General features: G+C 60.9%; 16 protein-coding genes. 5 read left to right on the top strand and 11 right to left on the bottom strand.

What is annotated here, in order from left to right:
• Positions 1-15: 15 nt before the first annotated feature.
• Positions 16-669 carry a helix-turn-helix transcriptional regulator gene (locus JFV30_RS15070; protein WP_169388776.1) on the bottom strand — a complete coding sequence of 218 codons (654 nt, stop codon included), beginning with the start codon at positions 667-669 and terminating at the stop codon, positions 16-18.
• Between the two features lie 190 nt (positions 670-859).
• Between JFV30_RS15070 and JFV30_RS15065 the strand changes: the two genes are divergently transcribed.
• Both JFV30_RS15065 and JFV30_RS15060 read left to right on the top strand, forming a co-directional pair.
• On the top strand, positions 860-1,897 hold the full coding sequence (locus JFV30_RS15065) for a PDDEXK nuclease domain-containing protein (protein ID WP_201124465.1): 1,038 nt from the start codon (positions 860-862) through the stop codon (positions 1,895-1,897).
• A 78-nt stretch (positions 1,898-1,975) separates the two neighbouring features.
• Positions 1,976-3,175: a lysozyme inhibitor LprI family protein gene (locus JFV30_RS15060; RefSeq protein ID WP_201124464.1), complete on the top strand. Its 1,200-nt coding sequence runs from the start codon at positions 1,976-1,978 to the stop codon at positions 3,173-3,175.
• A 4-nt stretch (positions 3,176-3,179) separates the two neighbouring features.
• Here the strand turns inward: JFV30_RS15060 and JFV30_RS15055 are convergent, their stop codons facing one another.
• From JFV30_RS15055 to JFV30_RS15045, 3 genes are all read right to left on the bottom strand, one after another.
• On the bottom strand, positions 3,180-3,500 hold the full coding sequence (locus tag JFV30_RS15055) for a hypothetical protein (RefSeq protein WP_201124463.1): 321 nt from the start codon (positions 3,498-3,500) through the stop codon (positions 3,180-3,182).
• Between the two features lie 217 nt (positions 3,501-3,717).
• Complete coding sequence (locus JFV30_RS15050) at positions 3,718-4,194, bottom strand: hemerythrin domain-containing protein (protein WP_010171742.1); 477 nt, start codon at positions 4,192-4,194, stop codon at positions 3,718-3,720.
• 190 nt (positions 4,195-4,384) lie between these two features.
• Positions 4,385-4,564, bottom strand: a complete 180-nt coding sequence (locus JFV30_RS15045; protein WP_275964196.1) for a peptidase — start codon at positions 4,562-4,564, stop codon at positions 4,385-4,387.
• A gap of 123 nt (positions 4,565-4,687) precedes the next feature.
• On the opposite strand from JFV30_RS15045, the gene JFV30_RS15040 reads away from it, so the two are divergent.
• Positions 4,688-4,909, top strand: coding sequence for a PLD nuclease N-terminal domain-containing protein (locus JFV30_RS15040; protein ID WP_201124462.1), 222 nt, complete (start codon positions 4,688-4,690; stop codon positions 4,907-4,909).
• Positions 4,910-4,964: 55 nt separating this feature from the next.
• Here the strand turns inward: JFV30_RS15040 and JFV30_RS15035 are convergent, their stop codons facing one another.
• On the bottom strand, positions 4,965-5,525 hold the full coding sequence (locus tag JFV30_RS15035; protein ID WP_201124461.1) for a type 1 glutamine amidotransferase domain-containing protein: 561 nt from the start codon (positions 5,523-5,525) through the stop codon (positions 4,965-4,967).
• Between the two features lie 202 nt (positions 5,526-5,727).
• Here JFV30_RS15035 and JFV30_RS15030 point away from each other — a divergent pair, with 202 nt between their 5' ends.
• Positions 5,728-5,952: a hypothetical protein gene (locus JFV30_RS15030; RefSeq protein ID WP_201124460.1), complete on the top strand. Its 225-nt coding sequence runs from the start codon at positions 5,728-5,730 to the stop codon at positions 5,950-5,952.
• A gap of 29 nt (positions 5,953-5,981) precedes the next feature.
• On the opposite strand, the gene JFV30_RS15025 is transcribed toward JFV30_RS15030, so the two are convergent.
• The 4 genes from JFV30_RS15025 to JFV30_RS15010 all read right to left on the bottom strand — a co-directional run bounded on the left by JFV30_RS15025 (position 5,982) and on the right by JFV30_RS15010 (position 10,141).
• Positions 5,982-7,037: an NAD(P)-dependent oxidoreductase gene (locus JFV30_RS15025; protein ID WP_201124459.1), complete on the bottom strand. Its 1,056-nt coding sequence runs from the start codon at positions 7,035-7,037 to the stop codon at positions 5,982-5,984.
• A gap of 39 nt (positions 7,038-7,076) precedes the next feature.
• Complete coding sequence (locus JFV30_RS15020) at positions 7,077-7,865, bottom strand: DeoR/GlpR family DNA-binding transcription regulator (RefSeq protein ID WP_010171729.1); 789 nt, start codon at positions 7,863-7,865, stop codon at positions 7,077-7,079.
• 348 nt (positions 7,866-8,213) lie between these two features.
• Positions 8,214-9,155, bottom strand: coding sequence for an alpha/beta hydrolase (locus tag JFV30_RS15015; protein ID WP_029615946.1), 942 nt, complete (start codon positions 9,153-9,155; stop codon positions 8,214-8,216).
• A 98-nt stretch (positions 9,156-9,253) separates the two neighbouring features.
• A complete protein-coding gene (locus JFV30_RS15010) occupies positions 9,254-10,141 on the bottom strand; it encodes a LysR substrate-binding domain-containing protein (RefSeq protein ID WP_201124458.1) in 888 nt (295 codons plus the stop codon).
• A 121-nt stretch (positions 10,142-10,262) separates the two neighbouring features.
• On the opposite strand from JFV30_RS15010, the gene JFV30_RS15005 reads away from it, so the two are divergent.
• Positions 10,263-11,108: an SDR family NAD(P)-dependent oxidoreductase gene (locus JFV30_RS15005; RefSeq protein WP_201124457.1), complete on the top strand. Its 846-nt coding sequence runs from the start codon at positions 10,263-10,265 to the stop codon at positions 11,106-11,108.
• On the opposite strand, the gene JFV30_RS15000 is transcribed toward JFV30_RS15005, so the two are convergent.
• Positions 11,095-14,154 carry an efflux RND transporter permease subunit gene (locus tag JFV30_RS15000; protein WP_201124456.1) on the bottom strand — a complete coding sequence of 1,020 codons (3,060 nt, stop codon included), beginning with the start codon at positions 14,152-14,154 and terminating at the stop codon, positions 11,095-11,097. The two genes, JFV30_RS15005 and JFV30_RS15000, sit on opposite strands and share 14 nt — an antisense overlap.
• Complete coding sequence (locus JFV30_RS14995; protein ID WP_275964194.1) at positions 14,154-15,254, bottom strand: efflux RND transporter periplasmic adaptor subunit; 1,101 nt, start codon at positions 15,252-15,254, stop codon at positions 14,154-14,156. Before JFV30_RS14995 ends, JFV30_RS15000 begins: the two co-directional genes overlap by 1 nt.
• Between the last annotated feature and the right edge of the window lie 84 nt (positions 15,255-15,338).

The raw sequence follows: 15,338 nt of genomic DNA, 5'->3' as shown, positions 1-15,338 counted from the left end.
ACCGCAGCCTCTTTTTTACTTGCGGGGCTGGATGCTGTAGGCGCAGCGCCGGTCCCCGGAAATCAAATGCTCGCACCGCTCCACCACATTCTCGTCCCCCAGCGCCGCCTGGAAAATCTGCAGCTCCGAGCGGCAGAAGCCCTGGCACTTGCGCGCAGCCACGCAGATGGGGCAGTGGTTTTCCACCAATAGCCAGCCATCGTCCAGCGGCTCCATCTGTGCCATGTACCCGGCGCGCTCGCGAATCTGCACCAGGATCTCGACTTTCTCCTGCAGGTTCGACGCGGCGGAGCAGGCCTGGATGTATTCGTGTTTGGCCGCCGCCTCCATGCTGGCGATGACTTTTTCCACGCCTTCGCTGCCAAAAATTCCTTCGATGGAGTCGATCAGGTGCAACGTCAGCACGCTGTGGGAATCGGGGAATTTGCTCTGGGCGGTTTCGGTCAGTGTCCACTTCAGCGATGGCCGACCGGCACCCGAGATGGGGGCCGATACGCCGACGATCAACTCCGCGACCTGTAGCTTCTGGATTTGCTGGCGGGCGGCTTCGGAGGTGATGTCCAACAGCGCAGCCAGGTCCGTGGTTTTCAGTGGGCCACGGGTCTTGAGCAGGAACAGGATGCGGTCCCCGGTGGATGCCTGGCTGTCGTCGGTGGGTGTGGCGTTCATAGATCGGGAATAACCATGGAAGTGACCGGTCCATTTGACCACAGGAGCCACGCCGGGGCACCTCTTGATCTGCATTAAGCCACGCTCATGGAGGGTTCCAGCAGATTTGTATCGAAAGCATTCTGCTGGCCCACTCTGCATTTTTCCCTCGCTACCATCGGCCGCCTGCCAAACCCACGAGGGAAAAGGAATGAGTGAGACCTGCGAAAGCCTGACCACACCACCCGAGGGGTACAGCGACTGGCTGACTGACCTCAAGGGTCGAATCCACTCGGCCCAGCAACGCGCCACGTTGGCGGTAAACCGCGAGCTGGTGCTGCTCTACTGGCAGATCGGCCAGGATATTTTGACCCGGCAAGCGCGGCAGGGCTGGGGGAGCAAGGTGATTGGGCGACTGGCGCAGGACCTGCGTTCAGCCTTTCCGGAGATGAAGGGTTTTTCGCCGCGCAATCTGAAATATATGCGTGCATTTGCGCAAGCGTGGCCGGATCCCGAATTTGTGCAAGGGGTGCTTGCACAATTGCCGTGGTATCACCAACTGGCGTTGCTGGATAAGCTGCCGGGGCCCGAAACTCGACGTTGGTATGCCGCCCAGGCCATCGAGCACAACTGGTCGCGCAACGTTCTCGTAATGCAAATCGAAGGTCGCCTGCTGGAGCGCAGTGGAAATGCCGTCAGCAACTTCGAGGGGCTGCTGCCCAAGGCCCAGTCCGACCTGGCGCGCGAATCGCTCAAGGATCCGTACCGTTTTGACTTTCTCGGGCTGACGCTCGATGCGCAGGAGCGCGAAATCGAAAACGCGCTGGTCAAACATGTCACCGATTTTTTGTTGGAGCTGGGCGCAGGTTTTGCCTTCGTAGGGCGGCAAGTCTTGCTGGATGTGGGCGGCGAGGAGTTTTTCGTCGACCTGCTGTTTTATCACCTCAAGCTGAGGTGCTATGTGGTGATCGAACTCAAGGCCGGCAAGTTCAAGCCCGACCACCTGGGGCAGTTGGGTTTTTACCTCGCGGCGGTGGACGCCCAGCTCAAGCACCCGCAGGACAGTCCTACCATCGGCCTGCTGCTGTGCAAGAGCAGGAATGAAGTGGTGGCCGAATACGCCTTGCGTGACAGCTCCCGTCCGATTGGGGTTGCCGAGTATCAACTGGTGGAATCGCTGCCGGCAGAGTTGCAAACCAGCTTGCCCAGCATCGAACAGATTGAGCGTGAGCTGGCAGGCGCTTCGTAACGCGGCGCCGCCAGGCTGGACATTGGCAATTGCCTCGGCACAATGGGCGCCTTGAAAGGAACTCATCCAAGGAAAGTCATGGCCCGCCGTATGAATACCGTCTACCCAACGTTGTTGCTCGCTGGCGTGCTGATGGGCGCAGGCATGCCCGCCAGTGGCGCGTCTTTCGAGTGTAAAAAAGCCTCCACACCGGTGGAAAAGGCCATTTGCGCCAGCCCCGAGTTGAGCGAACTCGACAGTTTTCTTGGCATTTACTACGGCCAGGCAATGGCCAAACTGGCCCCCGATCAGCGCGACGAATTGCGCCGTGGCCAGCGCACCTGGCTGCAGACTCGCAACGAGTGTGCCCGTGAGCCGGAGACACTGGTCGGTTGCCTGCAATCGAAACTGAGCCAGCGAGTGGTCGAGGTGGGTTCGATCACCCACAAGGACACGGCCGCTGTTGACGCAATCATTGCCAGCATTCCTTACCATCCGGCTCAGGCGGCAGAGGGGCTCAGGCGCTTTCCGATGAATGACCTGGCGGCCGCCTGGCTGGTCTACCTGCAGCGTTTTGAACCCGACAGTGGTGTCACGGCGAGCGAGGCCGAGGAGAATCGCAAGCAGGTCCTCGTAGCGCTCAAGGAAGACAATTTTCCCTGGTCGATCTGGCAGGACCTGCAAAACGATCCCGCCGTCAGCCGTGACCGGGTGATGTTGACGTTGCTGCGCATGATGATCGAGCGCGAACGGTATGAGCTGTTCGCTGACCAGCGTCCCTATGTGCACTGCTTTGTTTTCAGCCGTCAGGGCGAGGTCGCGTATGAGTCGTTCGGATCGCTGTACGGCTCCACCCGGGACAGCTTCGCACCGATTTGCGCGCCGCAGGGCGACCTGTTTGCGCAGCCGGCGTGGAAGCGGCTGGACGATAGTTTGACCGAGCCGTTGTCCACGGCATCGCAGAACGAAGGCACCATCCGCTTTGCCAGCTATGCCGACTGGAGCGCTCTTTCGCTCAAGGCTACCGCGTCGCCTCGGCTGTTTCTCCAACCGGGCACCGCCGGGCGGACCCAGGACCCTGAACTTACCCTGCGCGACTGGGGTGTTGATAAGCAATGGCCCGCCCAGCAACGCCGGCAGACGCTGGCGGCCGTTGAGCCAGCGCGGCAAGCGACGAGCGACTGGTTGCAGCGCGAGCGCGGCTTTTCTGCTGATGATGCCCGGCAAGCAGCTCGGGAAATCGTTCGGCAGTGGTTGAATCTGCGACTGGACTTTATCGGCGGCCCAAGCGAGCTCTAAGGGCTCAACTGCCCGATTCAGAAGCGGCTTTCTTGCCGGTCTTGCTGGCGGGATGCTGGGTCGAGGGGCTCTTGTGGCGCGTGCTCTTCACGCTTTTTGACGGCGCAGGCGCTTTGGTTTCAGCGTCCTTGCTGCCGCTGCTGTCGGCTCCGGACGGGCTGCTGGGGTAGGTGCCCGGCGGGAGCGCCGAGCCAGGGGCGCTGTTGCCGCTCAAGGCGGGTGCCTCGGGGGCGGTGTTGTCGCCGAAGGCTGCATAGGCGGGGGCATACAGTAGGAGCGTCAGGCTGGCGGCAAGTACAATCCTTTGGGAAATACAGGTCTTCATGACTCAATCCCTCTTGTTGGCGGTAAGGACCGAAGCCCGGAGCATCTCCAGGCTTCGGCAACGCCTCAATCAAGGCTTCCTGGAAGCAGGGGCGTGGCTTTGGGCCCCGCCATTTTCAAACCCTTCAGTGACGAGCGAATCAATGGTGTTGCCTGATTGGGAATCCGCCAGCCAAGTCAAAGTTTGAAAAAGTTTGCCTGCAAGCGACGAATGGGCATCACGCGGCCAGTGGCTTGGCGCCGAGGGCCTTCTTGTGCGCGGCTTTCATCGCTTCCATCTCTGCACCAAGCTCCTCCAGCAGCGCCTTGCCCAGCAGCTTTTTCGCCTGCGGGAACATCTCGCTTTCTTCTTCCTCAATGTGGTGCTCCAACAGTTCCTTGACCACTTTGACGCGCCCGGAAAACTCGGTGGTGGACGGGGAAGTCTGTTTCAAGTCCGGCAATACCAGAGAGTCGACAGTGCGATGTTCCTCCTTGGCTTCGTGGTACATGATTTCCTGGTCCTTGCCCCCAGCCTTGCGGAAAGCCGGGTAGAGGATTTCTTCCTCAAGCCGGGTATGAAGGCTGATTTCCATCTCCAGTTTGGCCAGCAACTCCGTACGCTTCTTGACGCCGCGCTCGGTCGACTCACTCAGTTGGCTCAAGATGGCTTTGACGCGTTCGTGGTCGGCCTTGAGAAGATCAATGGCGTTCATGGGTGACACCTCACGGATAGCGGAAGGGCGGGTCGAAATGCCCGCCTGTCCAGAGCTCTACAGCATGAGTTGTACCAAGTTGAACTGAATATTTATTTGTTTATAAAACAATGAGTTATTGATAGTCAAAGCGAGCTTGGATCGTGCAGCTTGCACGGACGGAGGGTGGCTTGCATGCATTAAACAATGCCTATCCTCCGCTGACTTTCCATTGCTGGATGTCTTCTGCGAGCACAATCTGCTCAACCTCATGGGTAATTCGGTAGACCAGCGACTCGTGGGCGGCAATCACTTTTTTCTCGGCCGACAAGCACTTGAAAATATCCAGGTGCGTCTCTGCCGTGGCGGCTCCCAGTTCGTGGATTTTCACGTGGCGCGTCAGGTCATCGGATGGACCTGCCGCAACCGTTGGGCGAGAGCCATCCGCTGCAATTTTAATGAACCCTCAGGCGTGTTGATTGACCTAACCCATACGACCTCAGGAGGATGAATCATGCAAATCGAATATGTCTGGATTGGCTTGGCAGTGATTCTGGTACTGCTGGAACTGTGGGCGATCAACAGCGTGCTGCGCAGTGGCAGTGGCTGGGAAACCAAGGGGTTATGGCTGGTGGTGCTGATCTTCATGCCGCTGTTGGGGCTGATCCTCTGGGCGCTGTTTGGACCTAAGGGCGTCAACCGTGCAACTCATGTCACCGGGCATGGCAAAGGCTGATACAGAATTGGAAAAAAAACAGGCGCCCGAGGGCGCCTGTTTGCATGGGCTGGCGTTAAGCCGCCAGTGCGTTGGCAATCGCCTGGTTGAACGCTGGCAGGTCATCCGGTGTACGTGAAGTGATGAGTGTCCAGCCGTTGGCGGGGCATTCTTTCACCTCAGTATCCACCCAGTTTTCTGCACCGGCGTTGACCAGGTCGGTGCGCACGCTTTTGTAGGAGGTGAGGGTTTTGCCGCCGATCACCCCGGCATCGATCAGGGCCCACGGGCCGTGGCAGATGGCGGCGACGGTTTTCCCGGCCTTGACGAAGTCGTTGATCAGCCGCAAGGCGTCGGCGTCCTGGCGCAGGGTGTCGGCGTTGACGGTGCCGCCGGGGATGACCAGTGCATCGAAGTCACTGCCGCTCAGCTCTGAGAGCTTGGCATCGGACTCCACGGTCCGGTCTTTCTCGGTGTCCTGAAGGAAGGTCTGCGTTCTGCCACCCTTGCTCGAACCGTGGGTTACCGTAGCGCCGAAACCACGCAGGGCTTCCAGCGGCTTGAGCAGCTCGTCGCGCTCGATGCCGGTGTTGGAGGTGATGATCAGAATCTTCTTGCCGTGCAGTTGCGAACTCATGGTCGAGTGTCTCCTGAGTAGGGTGTGCGAATGCTGCTACCGGACTGTTGAGCGGATGCCTGAGCAAAAGGTTTAAATTAATTTGCGCTTATTTCCCGGGGCCCCACCCGGGACAATTTCCTTGAACTATCGAAAACCCAAGGGCTCTGCTGCATAACGGCTCCGTGCTGGAGCGTTATGTTTTCAACAGGAGGAACACCCCATGGGCACCGCAAAAAACGCCGACAAAACTCCCGATGCCATCAGCTCCGAACAGGCGCAGAAAGGTCGCCAGGTTGATGAACAGGACAGCTCCCTGCAGCGCCCCAACCCCAAGACGGAAACCGTCGACAAGGTGATCACGCCGACGTCGATCAAGGACACACAACGGCAAACCGACCAGATCAAAGAGAAGGCTGCTGAAGTCGAGCGCAAGCTGGGTCAGTGAGGGACGGAGGCAGTCATGGGCCGATGCACTTAACCTGCAAGCATTGCCTGGCGAAAGGCATGAATGTGGTCAACGATTTGCCTTGATGCCTCGCTGATTGCGGTGCGTGTGTTGCCGGCGATATGCGGCGTCAGGATCGCGTTGGCAACGCCAGTCAAAGGCGATTCGAACTGGTCCTTTTCCCGGGCGAAGGTATCGATGGCGACCCCCTTGATATGGCCGGGAAAGCGCTGCATGAACGTCGCCAACTGGCCCTCGTCGACGATCCCGCCACGGGCGGTATTGATCAGGATCGACCCGGGTTTCATCCGTGTGAATGCGGCAGTGCCGAACAAGCCTTTGGTCTGTGCCGTGAGTGGCGTGTGAATGGACACCACGTCGGCCTCCTCCAGCAACGCGTCGAGCGAGGCGCGCCATTGCAGGCCCAGGTTCGCAGCGGCCTGTTGGGTGAATCGCTCGGAGCCGGTGGCGATCACGTTCATGCCCAGGGCTAGTGCCTTGTGGGCAAGCGACTGGGCGATTCTGCCGGTGCCCACCAGCCCCAGGGTCAGCTCGGCAATTTGCGGCGCGGGTGCGAGCAGGCCTTTTGACCACTGGCCTTGATGGGTCTTGGCGTTGTAGAGATTCAGGTCACGAGACAGGAACAGCGTTTGTGCCAGTGCATATTCAGCCACGGCCGTCGCGTTGGCCCCTGGGGTATTGAGCACGGTCACGCCACGCTCGGCGGCGGCCTTCAAGTCAATATGGTTAAGCCCGACACCCGCCTGGGCGATCGCCTGTAACGGGCTGCCCAGATCCGGCGACGCGGCGGCGTTGATCAGCGCAGCGCCCAGGGGAATGTTCAAACGGGTCTTGAGTACGCTGTAGCCGCCGGCCTCTACCACGGCACCGATCAGTGAAGGCGTGTCGTGGCAATTGATATCCACGAACTGAACGCGCCCGGCGTAGTGCGTCTGGACACTGTCCTGGTCGGCGAAGTAGTGCAGGTTTAGGGTGATTTCCAGCCCGTATGCCAGGCATCGCTCGATTTCGTCATGCAGTAAGGGCGGGCTGGGTGCATCCAGAATCAGGACGGGAAACGCCATGGGTCTATTCCTCTGCAAAGCTATCGGGCCAAGCCTGTGTCAGGCGTCCACTTGCATCACTTCCAGGCCCAGGCATTCATAAGCCTCGACACTGCCCGGCGGCACGTGCCACTCGGTAATCAGCGTGTGAATGCGGCTGCACGGCGCCACCACGAATGGCTCTACGGCCCCCAGCTTGTCGGCCAGGGTGACAGCCACCACGTGGGAAGCGCTGTCGAGCATAGCCTGTTTCACCGCAACTTCTTCGAAGTGCAACGAGCTGATGCCGACCTGTGGATGCAGTGCGCACACGCCCGTAAACAACAAGTCTGCCTTGATGCCCTGGATCAGCCGCAACGCCTCGTGCCCGCTGGCGGCCATGGTCACCGGGTTGAGCTGCCCGCCGGCAAGGATCACCGTCACATTGGGGTGCTCGGACAACGCGATGGCAATCATCGGTGAGTGGGTGACGGCGGTCAGCTTGATGGCGTGCGGCAAGGACTGGGCGATTTGCAGGGTGGTGGTGCCCGAGTCGAACAGCACGATCTGGCCGTCTTCCACGCGATCGGCGGCGAGCTGCGCCAGGTGGCGTTTCGTCGCGGTGGTTTCGCCAAAACGGGTGAAGAAATCCTTGCCGGTGTCCTTGGGCCTTGGCAGCGCGCCGCCATGCACGCGTTGCAGCAAGCCGGCGGAGGCAAGTTCGCCGAGGTCGCGGCGGATGGTGTCCTGGGAAACGGCGAAATGCTCCACCAGGTCCGAGGCGGTGACTTTGCCATCGCGCTCCAGCAGCAACAGGATTTTCTGTTTGCGCAAGGAGGGCAGGTCGATGGCGGCATGGGTATTGTGCATGTTTATGCTCGTTATTGCGTGTTTATGCGAGATTAATCAGGCGAAGAACTAAACGCAATGGGTGGCCGCATGTGGGCGGCACCGGAGCAGTCGGTGAACCCGAGGTGACGCAGGAGATTTTGCTCCCGAGGACCGTTCCGACAGGACGTTACTGAGCAAAAAAATCGTAAAAAAGTAAAAAGAGTTGTCCACGAAAACCGTGGGTATCTCTGTGGATAACTTCCCTTGAGCCCGGCGGGTATGGCGATTTAACCCGCGGTTAATATTTGATCAGCCGCTGTTTATGGCCAGTATGGGCAGGCTTTTCGTCTTGACAGGCACCGGCGAAACCGGTGCCGAAATGCACATTTAAGAGTCGTTGGGGCGCACGGTGGAGGGGCCGGCGACCTGTGTCGGCCGCTTCGTTTGCATCAGGTTGTTGAGGGCCTGGCGATAGCTGCTGCCGCCCAGGCGCATGCTGTCATTGTGAGTAGCGCCGGGCACCAGCAACAGGTGTTTGGGTTCTTGTGCGGCATCAAACAATTGCTGGCTGAAGCGCGGTGGCACAAAGGCATCGGCGAGCCCATGGACCACCAGCAGCGGCATGTGGATATCGGCGATCTTGTCGATGGAGTCGAACTTCTGCGACAGCAGCCAACGTACCGGCAGCGAGGTGTTGGCGACGGCCGTGGCCACATCCGCCAATGAGGTAAACGTGGATTCGATCACCAACCCACGCACCGGCGGCGGCCTATTATTCTGCGCGGCCTGCTTGCCCAGTTCTGCCGCCAGGTCGATGGCCACCGCGCCGCCCAGGGAGTGACCGTAGATCAGGCGCTTGGCAGGGTCGGGTTGCAGCACCTGGAAACGCTCCCAGGCAATGCGCGCGTCTTCGTAGACACTGGTTTCGGAAGGCAGGTCGCCCTGGCTCTGGCCGAAGCCGCGATAGTCGATAGCCAGTACCGAGAAACCCAGGGCCCGCAGTTGCTCAATGCGAAACAGCTGACCGGTGAGGTTCCAGCGTACGCCGTGCAAATAGAGGATCGCCGGCGCGTCCTTCTGCGCGGCCGGCCACCACCAGCCATGAATGTTTTGCCCGGACTTGAAACTTGCGGGTTTCAGGTCAAATTCCTGCACATCCCGGGGCAACCCGCTGTACCAGCTGGCAGTGCCCGGTTCCACACGAAACAGCAGCTCGCGCTCCTTGTGCTGCAGCACGGCGCAACCCACTGGCAGGCCGATGATCACCGCAGCCATGCACAGCAGGGGAAACCAGCGCAGGCCGAGACGGGACATAAAACGTGAAAGCATGAAGGTTCCAGAACAGGGGCAAAGCACGGGTTTTAACAGATGCCCTGGCCGTGCAGGAAATATTTAGACAGTCGTCACCGGGCATTGCTTGCAAAGTATTACAGCGTGCCTTCCAGCAATGAGACGAAGTGCCCGGGCAACGGTGACGGATTGTCGGTGTTCCTATTGAGGTAGAGGCCGATACTGGAAGACGCCGCGGTGAGGGGGCGAAACACCACCTTGTCGCTGTTCATCGAGCGCGCAATCGACTCCGGCACCAGCGCTACGCCAAACCCGCACGCGACCAGGCCGATCAGCGTGTGCAATTGATCGGCTTCCTGGACCACCCGTGGAGAGAACCCCGCGGCCTCGCACAGCCCGATCAATTGATGGTGGTAGCCACTGCCCAATACCTGTGGCGTGAACACAAAGTCGGCGCCGGCGAAATGCTTCAACTCGATAGCGGCGTCGTCGGCATTGGGATGGTCTACGGGAAGTGCCATCAGGATCGGTTCATCCAGCAGCAGCCGGGACTCGATGTGATCCGCCTGGCCCGGGAGATAGCGCAAAACGGCCAGATCGGCCTCGCCAGCCGAGAGTGCCTTGGCCTGGCTGGCGGAGGGCATTTCCTTGATCACCAACTGTACCTTGGGGAACGCGAGCCGAAATTGCCGCAGGGTTTCGAGCAGCCACGGGTAACCGGCAATCGACACCGACGTGATGGTAAGTGTGCCGGCGGTGCCTTGTGAGACTTGCCGGGCATTTTCGACACCGTGCTGCAGTTGCCCGAGGACCGCGTACGCCGTTTCAAGAAACGCCGTGCCCGCCGGCAGCAACTGTACCCCGCGGCGGTCACGCTCCAGCAGGGCAAACCCCAACTTCTCTTCCAGCCGATTGATTGCCTGGCTCAGCGCGGGCTGTGCCATGTGCAGGCGCAGCGCAGCCTTGTGAAAGTGCAGCTCCTCGGCGACAGCAATGAACTGGCGCAGCAGGCGGGTTTCGATCATCGGGTCTGTTCCTTCAGAGAGAGGGGCTGATACGTCGTGGGTATCAACATCGCTGTTTTTCAGTATTAAACAGGGCGGTCGCGGGTTGTTAGGGTGGAGTGCCTATCAGGAGAACGCAACGATGGACTTTACAGCTAAAACCGTAATCGTGACCGGTGCCGCCCGGGGCTTGGGCTTCAGTTATGCGCGCGAGTTGGCGCGCCTCGGTGCGCGGGTGGTGATCAGCGACATCGGCACCGACGCGCTCGGCGAGGGCGCTGACCCCCGGGTGGTTCAGGCGGCCGCGCTGGCGCTTCAGAGCGAGGGTTTGCAGGTGGTCGGTCACGCAACCGATCTGTCGGGTGAAGCGGGTTGCCGAGCACTGATCGAATGCGCCATCACCCATTTCGGGCAGCTCGATATCCTGATCCACAATGCCGGCTGGGTGGGCTATCAATCCATTGAGGCCGCCGACGCAGCGTTTATCCGGCGAGCGATGGACATCAACGTCTATGCGCCGATCTGGCTGGGCAAGCATGCCTGGCCCTACCTGAAGCGATCCGCCGCACCGCGCATCGTGCTGACCACCTCCGACCGTGCGATGTACACGCACTATGCCCAGCCGGGCCTGGTGGCCTACAGCGCCGGCAAGATGGCCCAACTGGGCATAATGAATGCGTTGAGCGGGGAAGGGGCCGAGGCGGGGATTCGGGTGAATGCCATCTCACCCGTGGCCAAGACCCGCATGTGGGGCGTAACCGGCGAGCCGGACAACCTCAAGCCGGAATGGGTAACTCCCGGCGTACTCTTCCTGGCCTCGGCGCAGTGCCAGGACAGCGGCTACATCCTGCGGGCCAGTAACGGTCAGTTCACCGCCACGCGTTTCGTTGAAAACCCGGGTGTCGAGTATCCGCTCGACCTGGCGCGGATCAACGCCGCCAGTGCCGAGCAGGTCGCTGCCCGCTGGCATGCCATCAAGCAGGGCTGACGCGCAGTCGTTCAAGCGCCAGGAACACCACCGGCGTGGTCAACAATGTCAGGGCCTGGCTCAGCAGTAAGCCGCCCACAATCGCCACACCGAGCGGCTCACGCAACTCGGCGCCGGTACCGAACGCGAGCATCAGGGGGACGGCGCCGAGCAAGGCCGCCAGCGTGGTCATCATGATGGGTCGAAAGCGCGCAATACAGGCCTGATAGATCGCGTCATGTGCACTCAGGCCTTGTTTCCGCTGGGCTTGCAACGCGAAATCCACCATCAGGATGCCGTTTTTCTTGACGATACCGATCAGCAGGATCAGCCCGATCAGCGCCATGATCGAGAAGTCCAGTTGCCAGGCCCATAGCAGCAGGATGGCGCCGACGCCTGCTGCTGGCAGCGTGGAGAGGATCGTCAGTGGATGCACCAGGCTTTCATACAGCACTCCCAAAATAATGTAGACCGCCACCAGTGCCGCCAGAATCAGGTAGGGCTGGCTGGCCAGGGACGCCTGGAATGCCTGCGCCGAACCTTGAAACGTTGCACTGATTGAGGCGGGCATTTCGATCTCCCGTTCCACTTGTTGCAGCGCCTCGACGGCCTGGCCCAGCGCGACACCGGGTGCCAGGTTGAACGACAGGTTGGCAGCAGGCTGCATACCATTGTGATTGATCAGCAGCGGCCCGCTGACCGGCGGCTCGATCCGGGCAAATGCCAGCAGGGGCACGGCCTCTCCGGTGAGAGGCGAGCGCAATTGCAGGTAGTTCAGGCTGTCGGCAGTGCCTCGCGCCGAAGGGGCGAGTTCCAGGATGACCTGGTACTGGTTGACCTCGGTCTGGTACTCGCTGATCTGCCGCTGGCCAAACGCGTCATACAGCGCGTTGTCCAGGTCGCGGGGAGTGAAGCCATAACGTGCGGCCTCGTCGCGGTCCAGGGTAATACGGGTGACGTTTGCGTCCAGTTGCAGGTCATGGGACACGTCGCTGAACAACGGGAGCGTTCTCAGTCGATCAGTCAACCGGGTGGTCCAGGTGGCGAGTTCGCCGCTGTCTTCGGCGCGCAACACATACTGGTATTGCGCTCGTGGCTGGCCGGCGCTCAGGTTGATATCTTGCACGGCGCGAAGATATACCTGGATACCGGGCACCTGTGCCAGTTGCGGACGCAAACGGTCGATGACCTGGCTGATGGTTGCATCGCGTTGCCCGGGGTCGTTGAGGACCAGCCACATCCGGCCATTACTGATGGAGTCGGTGATGCTGCCGCCGACGGCATGGTTGAAGTCGGTGACGTCCGGGTCCTGGCTGACGATAGCGGCCAGTTGCTGATGTTTGTCCAGCATGTCCTCATAGGAAATATCCGCCGAGGCCTGGGTCACGCCCTGTATGAATGCCGTGTCTTGCAGGGGGAAGAAACCCTTGGGAATCATCACGAAGCTGGCAACGCTGAGCACAACACTCGCAAAAAACACCCCGAGCATGCTGCGCTGATGCCCCAGCGCCCAGGTCAGTGCGCGTGAGTAACCGTTACTCAGCCACGCGAGAAACCCCTTGTCTGGCGGCCGGTGTGCGGGCGCATTCATGAACAGTGATGCCAGCGTAGGGGCCAGCGTCAGGCAGAGCACCACGGAAATCACAATGGCGGCGGTGGCGGTGAGCGCGAACTCGCGAAACAGTCGGCCGATCACCCCACCCATGAACAGCAACGGAATAAATGCGGCAATCAGCGACAGGCTGATGGAGCACACCGTGAAGCCGATTTCGCTGATGCCCTTGAGCGCGGCGGTGCGTCTGTCTTCACCGCGCTCCAGGTGTCGGTGGACGTTTTCGATGACCACGATGGCGTCGTCGACGACGAATCCGACCGCGATGACGATGGCCACCAGGGTCAGGTTGTTCAGGCTGAAACCGGCCACATACATGACCGCACACGTGGCCACCAGCGAGATACCGAGTACGGCGGTGACGATCAGGGTTGCCGACCATTGGCGCAGGAACAACGCCATCACCCCAATCACCAGGACAATTGCGATACCCAGGGTCAGTTGCACTTCCTGCAAGGATGAACGGATGGTGCGCGTACGGTCGTTCAGCACGTCGACCGTCACATCGGCCGGCAGTGATGCGCGTAGCCGGGGCAGGGCTTGCCGGATGCTGTCAGCCGTCGCGACGATGTTGGCGCCGGGTTGGCGAAGAACCACCAGCACCACCCCGGACTGTCCGTTGGGCCAGGCACGGGCATAGTCATTTTCAGCGCCCAGTGTGACGTCGGCGACGTCACGCACGCGCACGGCCGCGCCATTGCGATAGCTGACGATAACGTCGCCATATTCGGGGGCCGAAAACAACTGGTCATTGACCTCCAGCGTCGACACACGTGTGTCACCGAACAACGCGCCCTTGGGCAGGTTGATGCTGGATTGCCGCACGGCTTCGCGGATGTCCTGCAAACTGACGTTGGCTGCCGCCAGCGTCTCGGGGCGCGCCTGGATGCGGATCGCCGGGCGGCGCTGGCCGACCACGATGACTTGGCCGACTCCGCCGATCTGGCTGAGTTGGCGCGATAGCACGCTTTCGGCAAGGTCGCTGACGTCGATCAACGAACGGCTGCCGGACACCACGCTGATGATCAGCACCGGTCCATCCGCCGGGTTGACCTTGCGCCACACAGGCAAGCTGGGCATGTCACTGGGCATGCGTGCCGAAGCGGCGTTGATCGCCGCCTGGACTTCCTGGGCAGCGGTGTCGATATCCTTTTCCAGGGTGAATTGCAGGGTCAGGGTCATCTGGCCGAGGGCACTGGTGGACGTCATCTCGGTAATGCCGGGCACTGAACTGAACGCCACTTCCAGAGGCGTTGTGACTGACGAGGCGATGGTCTTGGCACTGGCGCCGGGCAGGCGTGCGGTCACCTGGATGGTCGGGAATTCGGCTTCCGGAAGGGGCGCGATGGAGAGGCGCGGGTAGGCGATCAACCCCAGTAGCAACAGGGCAACGCTTAACAAAAGGGTGCCGGTGGGGTGGTCGATGCACCAGGTGTAGACCTTGCGCGCCGCCATCAGAAAGCGGCTCCGCCATCAGACAAACCGGCAGTTTCGGCCGCGTTGAGTATCTGCACCGTGGCGCCGGGACGCAGTCGCGAATAACCATCCTCAACGATCAGGTCGCCGGGTTGCAGGCCTGTGACCACGGCGATAGAAGCATCGGCGTACGTCACCTGCACGGGCTGGGGCGCCGCCTTGTCCTCGGTGATTCTCCAGACAAAGGTGGTTTCCTGGCCCTGGCGCAGTGCGCGTTGTGGCACCACCAGGGCGTTGCTCAACGTGTCGGTTTGCAAGTTGATGACGACTGACTGATCCGGCCAGAGCGCCCCTTGTGGGTTGGCAAAAGTGCCCTTGATACGCACCGTCCCGGTGGCATTGGATACCCGGTTGTCGATCAGTGATAACTGCCCCTCGCTCAACAGGGTGCCGCTGTCGCTTGCATAGGCACGCAAGCTCGCTGCGGTTTGGCTGGCATCACCCAGCAGTGCCTGCAATTGCCCCAGCATGGCCTGGGGCAGGGCGCTTTCTATACCGATGGGGTCCAGTTGCACGACGGAGAACAAGGGCTGGGCATCTCCTGCCCGTACATAGCTGCCGGGGTGAATATTGCGAATGCCGACGTGTCCGTCGGTCGGCGACTGAATCCGCGTATACGATAGCTGCACCTCGTTGGCGGTGACGATCGCGTCGCGGCTGTGCAGGCCGGCGCGTAACTGGGCCACCAGTGCGGTTTGCTGGTCAAGGATTTGCTTCGAAATGGCCTGGCCGCTGGCCAGGGCGCGATAGCGCGCGAGGTCGCCATTGGCAGAGGTCAATTGTGCCTGGGCCATATCCCGTTCCGCCCGGGCTTGTTGCAGGGCGGCGAGAATCGCTCGATCGTCGATCTGTGCCAGCAGCTCGCCCTGGCGGACGAACTGGCCTTCGCTGACGGGTACGTCCAGCAGCAGGCCGTCGACTTGAGGCCGGATATCGACACTGCGCAGTGAACGCACATTCCCGATGGCCTGGACGATCACCGGTACGTCGCGCTGCTCCACGCTTGCCGCGCGGACCGGGACGGCGGCAGGGCCGGGAGGCGGCGCGGCGTCCGACACGTCCGGGGATAGCCAGTGCACGGCAAGCCCTATCGTCGCGAGGCTGGCAATTGAAAAGACAAGACTGAAAAACGTCGAGGATGTGCGGTGTTTCGGCATAACGGC

Origin of the sequence: Pseudomonas sp. TH32 (assembly GCF_016650855.1) — a bacterium.
Classification (GTDB): Bacteria; Pseudomonadota; Gammaproteobacteria; order Pseudomonadales; family Pseudomonadaceae; genus Aquipseudomonas.
The sequence above is the reverse complement of the archived record's forward strand: the minus strand, read 5'-3'. Positions and strand labels throughout refer to the sequence as shown.

Coding starts and splice junctions, on each gene's coding strand:
- JFV30_RS15065 (WP_201124465.1), top strand. CDS start 860: ATGAGTGAGACCTGCGAAAGCCTGACCACACCACCCGAGGGGTACAGC.
- JFV30_RS15060 (WP_201124464.1), top strand. CDS start 1,976: ATGGCCCGCCGTATGAATACCGTCTACCCAACGTTGTTGCTCGCTGGC.
- JFV30_RS15030 (WP_201124460.1), top strand. CDS start 5,728: ATGGGCACCGCAAAAAACGCCGACAAAACTCCCGATGCCATCAGCTCC.
- JFV30_RS15000 (WP_201124456.1), bottom strand. CDS start 14,154: ATGGCGGCGCGCAAGGTCTACACCTGGTGCATCGACCACCCCACCGGC.
- JFV30_RS15015 (WP_029615946.1), bottom strand. CDS start 9,155: ATGCTTTCACGTTTTATGTCCCGTCTCGGCCTGCGCTGGTTTCCCCTG.
- JFV30_RS15010 (WP_201124458.1), bottom strand. CDS start 10,141: ATGATCGAAACCCGCCTGCTGCGCCAGTTCATTGCTGTCGCCGAGGAG.
- JFV30_RS15055 (WP_201124463.1), bottom strand. CDS start 3,500: ATGAAGACCTGTATTTCCCAAAGGATTGTACTTGCCGCCAGCCTGACG.
- JFV30_RS15050 (WP_010171742.1), bottom strand. CDS start 4,194: ATGAACGCCATTGATCTTCTCAAGGCCGACCACGAACGCGTCAAAGCC.
- JFV30_RS15070 (WP_169388776.1), bottom strand. CDS start 669: ATGAACGCCACACCCACCGACGACAGCCAGGCATCCACCGGGGACCGC.
- JFV30_RS15040 (WP_201124462.1), top strand. CDS start 4,688: ATGCAAATCGAATATGTCTGGATTGGCTTGGCAGTGATTCTGGTACTG.
- JFV30_RS15020 (WP_010171729.1), bottom strand. CDS start 7,865: ATGCACAATACCCATGCCGCCATCGACCTGCCCTCCTTGCGCAAACAG.
- JFV30_RS15025 (WP_201124459.1), bottom strand. CDS start 7,037: ATGGCGTTTCCCGTCCTGATTCTGGATGCACCCAGCCCGCCCTTACTG.
- JFV30_RS15035 (WP_201124461.1), bottom strand. CDS start 5,525: ATGAGTTCGCAACTGCACGGCAAGAAGATTCTGATCATCACCTCCAAC.
- JFV30_RS15005 (WP_201124457.1), top strand. CDS start 10,263: ATGGACTTTACAGCTAAAACCGTAATCGTGACCGGTGCCGCCCGGGGC.